Annotated in this window: 7 protein-coding genes; 4 read left to right on the top strand and 3 right to left on the bottom strand. The window is 63.0% G+C overall.

Annotated elements, in window-relative coordinates; all coding sequences use genetic code 11:
- Positions 1 to 175: 175 nt before the first annotated feature.
- The 3 genes from B3397_RS10870 to gap all read right to left on the bottom strand — a co-directional run bounded on the left by B3397_RS10870 (position 176) and on the right by gap (position 2,755).
- Positions 176 to 1,069 carry a FecR family protein gene (locus B3397_RS10870; RefSeq protein WP_296249991.1) on the bottom strand — a complete coding sequence of 298 codons (894 nt, stop codon included), beginning with the start codon at positions 1,067 to 1,069 and terminating at the stop codon, positions 176 to 178.
- 41 nt (positions 1,070 to 1,110) lie between these two features.
- Complete coding sequence (locus B3397_RS10865; RefSeq protein ID WP_296249890.1) at positions 1,111 to 1,632, bottom strand: RNA polymerase sigma factor; 522 nt, start codon at positions 1,630 to 1,632, stop codon at positions 1,111 to 1,113.
- A 121-nt stretch (positions 1,633 to 1,753) separates the two neighbouring features.
- Positions 1,754 to 2,755, bottom strand: coding sequence for a type I glyceraldehyde-3-phosphate dehydrogenase (gap, locus tag B3397_RS10860; protein WP_296249888.1), 1,002 nt, complete (start codon positions 2,753 to 2,755; stop codon positions 1,754 to 1,756).
- Between the two features lie 273 nt (positions 2,756 to 3,028).
- On the opposite strand from gap, the gene edd reads away from it, so the two are divergent.
- The 4 genes from edd (at position 3,029) to B3397_RS10840 (ending at position 8,022) form a co-directional block, all read left to right on the top strand.
- Positions 3,029 to 4,855 (top strand): phosphogluconate dehydratase, encoded by a 1,827-nt coding sequence (gene edd / locus B3397_RS10855; RefSeq protein ID WP_296249886.1) that lies wholly within the window; start codon positions 3,029 to 3,031, stop codon positions 4,853 to 4,855.
- Positions 4,852 to 5,805, top strand: coding sequence for a glucokinase (locus B3397_RS10850; RefSeq protein ID WP_296249885.1), 954 nt, complete (start codon positions 4,852 to 4,854; stop codon positions 5,803 to 5,805). The genes edd and B3397_RS10850 overlap by 4 nt, the downstream gene beginning before the upstream one ends.
- 65 nt (positions 5,806 to 5,870) lie before the next feature.
- Positions 5,871 to 6,593, top strand: coding sequence for a response regulator (locus tag B3397_RS10845; RefSeq protein WP_296249883.1), 723 nt, complete (start codon positions 5,871 to 5,873; stop codon positions 6,591 to 6,593).
- 22 nt (positions 6,594 to 6,615) lie between these two features.
- Positions 6,616 to 8,022, top strand: a complete 1,407-nt coding sequence (locus tag B3397_RS10840; protein ID WP_296249988.1) for a sensor histidine kinase — start codon at positions 6,616 to 6,618, stop codon at positions 8,020 to 8,022.
- Positions 8,023 to 8,432: the final 410 nt, after the last annotated feature.

Raw genomic sequence — 8,432 nt, 5'->3', positions numbered from 1 at the left:
GGCGTACAGCCGCGAAGAGGCCGGCCCTGCAGAATCACCGCCCACGCACCCCCTGTAGGAGCGGCGTAAAGCCGCGAAGAGGCCCGCCCTGCAGAATCACCCTTCAAGCACCAGCAACACCCTGTAGGAGCGGGTTCTACCCGCGAAAAGGCCGCCCCGCAGAATCCCGATCCCACTAATTCAATATCACCACCGCCGGAAACTCCCGCACCCGGGCCGAGGTCACTTGCGCCAGCGAGCGCACCACATCCAGCGGCTTGTCCAGGCGGTAATTCCCGGTCACTGCCACCCGCTCGAGCCGCTCGTCGTTGCTGATGATCCACCCCGGGTAGTACCGCCGCAATTCCGCAAGCACTTCGCCCATGGGGCAATTCTCGAAGATCAAACGACCCTGAACCCAGGCCAGGTCCTTCTGCGGATCAAGCCGTTCGCGCGTGCCAAATCCCTTGGGGCCGATGCGGATGCTGTCGCCGGCGCTCAAGCGCACTTTCTCGTCATGGCTGGCGCTCAGGTCGACATTGCCCCGTTGCACCCGCACTTGCGCCTGACCATCGTGGTAACTCACGGCAAAGGCGCTGTCGAGCACGTCGGCACGCACCGGGCCGGCCTCCAGTTGCAAGGGTTGCTGGCGGCTGGGCGGCACCTCGAAAAACGCCTCCCCTTCATACAGGCGCACACTGCGTTGGCGGCTGTCGACGCGGCTGGAGAACGCCGAGCCGGTGTTGAGCAGCACTTTGGAGCCATCGTTCAGTTCAAGGTGCTGGCGCTCGCCGACCTGGGTCAGGTGATCGGCCTGCACCCGCAGCGGCAGGTTGGTAAAACTCAGCGCACCCACCAGCAGCATCGCAGCGGTGGCCAGCGGCTTCCAACGCCGGCGCAGCGCCGAAGCCGGGCGACGCCCTTGCAGTTGCACGGCAGCATCATGGACCGGCGCGCCGTGCCACACTCCCCGCGCCTGGGCGAAGGCCGCGGCATGCTCGGGATCGGCCGCCAGCCAGGCGTCGAATGCCTGCTGCTCGGCGGCGTCGGCGCAGGGCAGGGTGATCAGCCAGTCGATGGCTTGTTCCATGGCGGGCGTCAGTGGCGCCGGCTCTTGTGAGTGTTGCCCTTTCACGAGTATTCCTCCATGCGCTGTGCCACGCCGACACAGATCGCCATGATCAACTTCAATTCCTTTTGTACCGTACTGGCCGAGACCTCCAGCTCCTCGGCGATCTCCACATAGCTGCTGCCATGCAACCGGCTGAGCATGAAGATCCGTTGCTGGCGTGCGGTCAGTTGGCCAAGGCTGACGGTCAGGCGCGCTAGCAAGCGCTCCGCATGAGCGGCTTCCTCCGGGGTGCTGGCCGACGCTGCAATACCTTGTAGCACGTCGAGGGGCACGTCTTCGACCATAGTCCGTTCGTGCACGCGGCGCGAGCGCAGGTAATCGAGCGCCAGATTACGCGCGGTCTGGAACACGAAAGGTTCGAGGTGTTCGATGCGCCGCTCGCCGATGGCGCGATTGACCCTCAGGTAGGTTTCCTGAAGTAGGTCTTCGGCGGTGCTGGGGTTGCGTACCATGCGCTGCAGGGTGCGCAGCAGGCTCAGGCGTTGGGTGATGAACACGGAATTGAAGCGTGACTGACTCACGGAGGTACCCGACCAGGATGCAGCGGATGATAATGCTTATCATCCGTGTATCCGGTCAAGTCCCAAAAGCCGCTTACGCCTGTAGCAGCGGCGTAAGCCGCGTCCCGCCCCCCCCCTCATCTCACCTGGCGTTACACAGCGCCAAACAGTTATCCAGCATCCGGTTGGAGAACCCCCACTCGTTGTCATACCACGCCATGACCTTGAGCATCCGGCCGTTGGCCTTGGTGTGGTTGGCATCGAAGATCGACGACAGCGGGTTATGGTTGAAGTCCGTGGACACCAGGGGCAGGGTGTTGTAACCCAGGATCGGCGACTGCTCGGCGGCCGCCTTCATCAGCGCATTGACCTCATCGGCGCTGGCTTCGCGCTTGAGGTTGAGGGTCAGGTCCACCAGCGACACATTGATGACCGGGACCCGCACCGCCATGCCGGTCAACTTGCCTGCCAGCTCCGGCAATACCAGACCTACCGCTTCGGCGGCGCCGGTCTTGCTGGGGATCATCGACTGGGTCGCCGAGCGGGCCCGGTACGGGTCGCTGTGATAGACGTCGATCAGGTTCTGATCGTTGGTGTAGGCGTGGATGGTGGTCATCAAGCCCTGCTCGATGCCCAGTTCGCGGTGCAGCACCTGGGCCACCGGGGCCAGGCAGTTGGTGGTGCACGACGCGTTGGAAATGATCTGGTGGGACTGACGCAGCACATCATGGTTGACGCCATACACCACGGTGGCGTCGGCGCCCTTCGCCGGTGCGGAGATGATTACCTTGCGCGCGCCGGCGGTCAGGTGCGCGGCAGCCTTTTCACGGTCGGTGAACAGCCCGGTGCACTCGAACACCACGTCGATGTTCTCGGCTTTCCACGGCAGCTCGGCCGGGTTGCGGATGGCGCTCACGGCGATGCGATCGCCGTTGACCGTCAAACCTTCTTTATCATGTTCTACCGTGCCATCGAAGGTGCCGTGGACGGTGTCGTACTTGAGCAGATGAGCATTGATGGCACTGTCGCCCAGGTCGTTGATGGCGACGACCTGCAGGTCCTGGCGATAGGCTTGGGTATAGAGTGCACGCAGGACATTGCGGCCGATACGGCCGAAACCGTTGATTGCTATGCGAAGAGTCATGAGTGATTCCTGTGTCAGATTGGGTGATTCCCCGTGGTCAGGTCCGGGGCAAGCAGGTCACGTAATCTGTTTTGTTGTTGGAATTACAAGATTATTCGCATAGAAATAGAAAACAAGCCTTTTTAGTGGCAATATTTTGTTCTATCTACAACGAGTGACCGGTACGGCATTCCCTTTGATTCGATTTTCCGCCTTCAAGCCTTTGAGCCTAGGCGTGGATTGGAGTTCTGGGAAATACCGCAGAGGTCGCCCCATTAGCCTGGAGTTCTTCACATGCATCCCCGCGTCCTTGAGGTCACCCAACGGCTGATTGCCCGTAGCCGAGCTACGCGCGAGCACTACCTGCAACTGATCGACGGCGCTGCCAGCGATGGCCCGATGCGCGGCAAGCTGCAGTGCGCCAACTTTGCCCACGGCGTGGCGGGATGCGGCAGTGAAGACAAGCATCATTTGCGCATGATGAACGCGGCGAATATCGCAATTGTTTCGTCTTATAACGACATGCTCTCCGCGCACCAGCCTTACGAGACCTACCCCGAGCAACTCAAGCAGGCCCTGCGCGAAATCGGCTCGGTGGGCCAGTTCGCCGGTGGCGTGCCGGCCATGTGCGACGGTGTGACCCAAGGCGAACCCGGCATGGAGTTGAGCCTGGCCAGCCGCGAGACCATCGCGCTGTCCACCGCCGTGGCCCTCTCGCACAACATGTTCGACGGCGCCCTGATGCTCGGGATCTGCGACAAGATCGTTCCAGGCCTGATGATGGGCGCGCTGCGTTTCGGCCACCTGCCGATGATCTTCGTGCCCGGCGGACCGATGCCATCAGGTATTTCCAACAAGGAGAAGGCCGACGTTCGCCAGCGCTACGCCGAAGGCAAGGCCAGCCGCGAGGAGCTGCTGGAGTCGGAGATGAAGTCCTACCACAGCCCGGGCACCTGCACTTTCTACGGCACCGCCAACACCAACCAGCTGCTGATGGAAGTGCTGGGTCTGCACTTGCCGGGCGCTTCGTTCGTCAATCCGAATACGCCGCTGCGCGACGCCCTCAACCACGAGGCCGCGCACCAGGTGACCCGCCTGACCAAGGCCAACGGCAATTTCACGCCCATCGGCCGTATCGTCGACGAGAAGTCGCTGGTCAATTCCATCGTCGCGTTGAACGCCACCGGCGGCTCCACCAATCACACCTTGCACATGCCGGCCATCGCCATGGCCGCAGGCATCATCCTCACCTGGCAGGACATGGCCGATCTGTCCGAGGTGGTGCCGACCCTGTCCCATGTGTACCCAAACGGCAAAGCCGATATCAACCACTTCCAGGCTGCCGGTGGCATGTCGTTCCTGATCCGCGAGTTGCTCGGCGCCGGGCTGCTGCACGAAGACGTCAACACCGTGGCCGGCTTTGGCCTGAGTCGCTACACCCAGGAACCGTTTCTGGAAGACGGCAAGCTGGTGTGGCGCGAAGGCCCGGTCAACAGCCTCGACGAAGCCATTCTGCGACCCGTCGCTCGGCCTTTCTCCGCTGAAGGCGGGCTGCGCGTGATGGAGGGCAACCTGGGTCGCGGAGTGATGAAGGTGTCTGCCGTAGCGCTGGAAAACCAGGTGGTGGAGGCGCCGTGCAGGGTCTTCCAGGACCAGCAGGAACTGGCCGACGCCTTCAAGGCCGGCGAGCTGGAAAAAGATTTTGTCGCGGTGATGCGCTTCCAGGGCCCGCGCTCCAATGGCATGCCCGAACTGCACAAGATGACCCCGTTCCTGGGCGTATTGCAGGACCGCGGGTTCAAAGTCGCCCTGGTCACGGACGGACGCATGTCCGGTGCGTCAGGCAAGATCCCGGCGGCTATCCATGTCAGCCCGGAAGCGGCCAGTGGTGGCCCGTTGGCGTTGGTGCAGGATGGCGATATCATCCGGGTCGACGGTATCGAAGGCACCCTGCAGGTGCGTCTCGATGCCCAGACGCTGGCCAGTCGCACCCCGGCGGTCGGCACCTTGGCCAACGGCGTGGGTTGCGGGCGTGAACTCTTTGCGTTCATGCGCCAGGCCTTCAGCTCGGCCGAGCAGGGCGCCAGTGCCTTTACTTCGGGGTTGGAGATTTTGCGATGACACTCGCCCTGGTTGGCGACATCGGCGGTACCAACGCACGTTTCGCCATCTGGGAAAACGATGCATTGCATTCGGTTCGGGTGTTCCCCACAGCCGACCACACCAGCCCCGAGCATGCCATCGGCGTATACATGGCTGACCTCAAGCTTGAAAAGGGCGACATCGGCCACGCCTGCCTGGCGGTCGCAGGGCCCGTGGACGGCGATGAATTTCGCTTCACCAACAGTCATTGGCGGCTGAGCCGCAAGGCGTTCTGCAAGACCTTGCAGGTCGAGCAATTGCTGCTGATCAACGACTTCACCGCCATGGCCCTGGGCATGACCCGCCTGCAGCCCGATGAGTATCAACAGGTTTGCGCCGGCGAAGCCGACCCGTCCCGGCCCGCCGTAGTGATTGGTCCGGGCACCGGCCTGGGCGTGGGCACCTTGCTCAGCCTGCGCAACAGTTGGATGGCCTTGCCGGGGGAGGGCGGTCACGTCGATCTGCCGGTGGGCAGTCCTCGCGAAGCTCAGTTGCGCGCCCACATCGAAGCGCAGATCGGCCACGTCAGTGCCGAGACCATCCTCAGCGGTGGCGGCTTGCTGAGGTTGTATCAAACTGTGTGCGCAGTGGATGGCCTCGAGGCCACCTGCACATCGCCGGCCGAAGTCACCGAAGCCGGCCTTGAGGGCGACCCCGCCGCCGTCGCTACCATCGAGCAGTTCTGCCGTTTCCTCGGCCGCGTCGCCGGCAACAATGTGCTCACCGTCGGCGGTCGTGGCGGGGTGTATATCGTGGGCGGTGTGATTCCGCGTTTTCTCGATCTGTTCCTCGAAAGCGGCTTCGCCGACAGCTTCGCCGACAAGGGCTGCATGAGCGAATACTTCGAAGGCATTCCGGTGTGGGTGGTGACCGCCGAGTTCTCGGGCCTGCTGGGGGCCGGTGTGGCCTTGCAACAGGCGCTGGCTTGAGCGTTTAATCAGGCCTTGAAAAAAGCCGGGCGTATCGACCCGGCAATAACAACAAGGACGCCAACGTGAGCACTGCCGGCAAGTCGATCCTGCTGGTCGATGACGACCAGGAAATCCGCGAACTGTTGGACACCTACCTGAGCCGCGCCGGTTTCGCCGTGCGCACCACCGCCGACGGCGCGGGCTTTCGCGAAGCGCTGAATGCCGAAGCCGCCACCGATCTGGTGATCCTCGACGTGATGCTGCCCGATGAGGATGGCTTCAGCCTGTGCCGCTGGATCCGCCAGCACCCGCGCATGGCTCATGTGCCGATCATCATGCTCACCGCCAGTTCCGACGAAGCCGACCGGGTGATCGGCCTGGAACTGGGGGCCGACGACTATCTGGGCAAGCCGTTCAGTCCACGCGAATTGCAGGCCCGCATCAAGGCGCTGCTGCGCCGCAGCCAGTTCGGTCAGGAGCGCAGCAGCGAGGTCCTGGGCTTCGAAGATTGGCGGCTGGACACCGTCAGCCATCGACTGTTTCACATCGATGGCGAAGAGGTGTTCCTGTCCGGTGCCGACTTCGCCCTGCTCAAGCTGTTTCTCGACCATCCCCAGCAGATCCTCGACCGCGACACCATCGGCAACGCCACTCGGGGGCGCGAGCCCATGCCCCTGGATCGCATCGTCGACATGGCAGTGAGCCGGTTGCGCCAACGCCTGCGCGACAACGAGAAGCCGCCCCGGCTGATCCGTACCGTGCGTGGCAGTGGGTATTTGCTGGCGGCCCACGTTGCGCCTGTTTAAGCCGCGTTCGCTACTGGGCAGGATGTTGCTGCTGACGTTACTCGCCGTGCTGTTGGCGCAGGGCCTGTCCAGCGTGATCTGGCTCTCGCAGTTGCGCGCCACGCAACTCGAGGGGCTGGTGACCAGCGCCCGCAGCCTGGCCCATTCGATGGCGGCCAGCGTCAGTTATTTTCGCTCCCTGCCGCTGGCCTATCGTCCGCTGGTGCTGGACCAGTTGCGCAGCATGGGTGGCACGCGATTTTTCGTATCGCTCAACGACAAGCCTCTGGGCATGCAACTGCTCGAGCCCACGGCGCGCAAGTCAGCCGTGATCGATGCGGTGTCCAGTGTGCTCAGAACCCAGCTGGGCAGTGATGTGGATATCTCGGTGACCTTCGTCAGCCCGGACGATCTGCGGATCTTCAACAGCGGCCTGAAGCTGGATGAACTGCCGCGTTCCTGGGCCCATTACGCCCTGACCCTGGAGCCGGTGAACCCGCCGGTGCTGGTGACCCAGATCCGCCTGGGGCCCACTGAATGGCTGTACATCGCTTCGTTGCTGCCCGAGCCCTACACCACCCTGGAAGAAGAGGGCTTGCCTGCCCAGCAGATCTGGTTCATCGCTCTGACCAGCGGCTTTCTGCTGCTGTTCATCGGCCTGCTGGTGCACTGGCAAAGCCGGCCACTGAAGCGGCTGGCCAGAGCCGCCCGGGATATGTCCCTGGGCGCCGTGAACGATGAGCCGCCCATGGAGGGCGGCGGCAGCGAAGTGGTGGAAGTGGCGCGGGCGCTGAACGCCATGCGCGAGCGCATCAGCCGCTACCTGACCGAGCGCAGCCAGTTGTTCAGCGCCATCTCCCATGACCTGCGCACGCCCATCACCCGCTTGCGCCTGCGCGTGGAGCTGTTGGAGGATCCGCTGCTGGAGGCCAAGTTCGGGCGCGACCTGGACGAGTTGGAATTGTTGGTCAAAGGCGCCCTGCAGTGCGTGAAGGACACCGACATCCACGAGAACATCGAGCGGGTGGACCTCAATCAGGTGCTCGACTGCCTGGTCGAGCCGTATCTCGCGCCCCAGGGCAATGGGCGGGTGACCTTGCAGGGCGAAGCCAGGCGCCCGTACCCAGGCAAGCCGCTGGCCCTCAAGCGCTGCATGGGCAACCTGATCGACAACGCGCTGAAGTACGGCGACCGTGCTCACCTGTCTATTCAGGACGATGCCGAGGCCTTTGTGCTGTACGTCGACGACGAAGGGCCGGGGGTGCCCCAACAGCGCTTGCAGAAAGTGTTCGAACCGCACTTTCGACTGGCTGGCACGCAGCAGGGCTATGGATTGGGGCTGGGTATCGCGCGCAATATCGCCCACAGCCATGGTGGGGAAGTGTCATTGCAGAACCTGCCCGTAGGTGGGTTGCGGGTGACATTGGTGCTACCGCGTAATGTGGGGTGAGTGAGGGTTGAGATTTGCGTTGAATGGTCCCCTCACCCCAGCCCTCTCCCTGAGGGAGAGGGAGCTAAAAGCTCACCGCGTACGGCTACCTCCCGGTGGAGAGGGGGTTGAAAGCGCACCGCGCACGGCTCCCTCTCCCTCAGGGAGAGGGCTGGGGTGAGGGGACCATTCACCGCAAACCTCAAACAGTACCCAACCCCAATGTCACCATCCCGTGACATTTCCCCATCCCTTCGTTACTTCACCCGCCGCAACACCTGATTACACTCCCCTGCAGCGCAAGCACCAGACTTGCATCTGCATAACAACAAAAAAAGGATGTCCCATGAATGCGATCTCTCGCCTCGCCACTGTCGTCTCCCTCGCTACCCTGTTCCAGCTTAGTGCCATGGCCGCCGTTTCCAAAGGTA

The sequence above is a fragment of the Pseudomonas sp. UBA4194 genome (assembly GCF_002379585.1).
Classification (GTDB): domain Bacteria; phylum Pseudomonadota; class Gammaproteobacteria; order Pseudomonadales; family Pseudomonadaceae; genus Aquipseudomonas.
The sequence above is the reverse complement of the archived record's forward strand: the minus strand, read 5'-3'. Positions and strand labels throughout refer to the sequence as shown.

Coding starts and splice junctions, on each gene's coding strand:
- B3397_RS10870 (WP_296249991.1), bottom strand. CDS start 1,069: ATGGAACAAGCCATCGACTGGCTGATCACCCTGCCCTGCGCCGACGCC.
- gap (WP_296249888.1), bottom strand. CDS start 2,755: ATGACTCTTCGCATAGCAATCAACGGTTTCGGCCGTATCGGCCGCAAT.
- edd (WP_296249886.1), top strand. CDS start 3,029: ATGCATCCCCGCGTCCTTGAGGTCACCCAACGGCTGATTGCCCGTAGC.
- B3397_RS10850 (WP_296249885.1), top strand. CDS start 4,852: ATGACACTCGCCCTGGTTGGCGACATCGGCGGTACCAACGCACGTTTC.
- B3397_RS10840 (WP_296249988.1), top strand. CDS start 6,616: ATGTTGCTGCTGACGTTACTCGCCGTGCTGTTGGCGCAGGGCCTGTCC.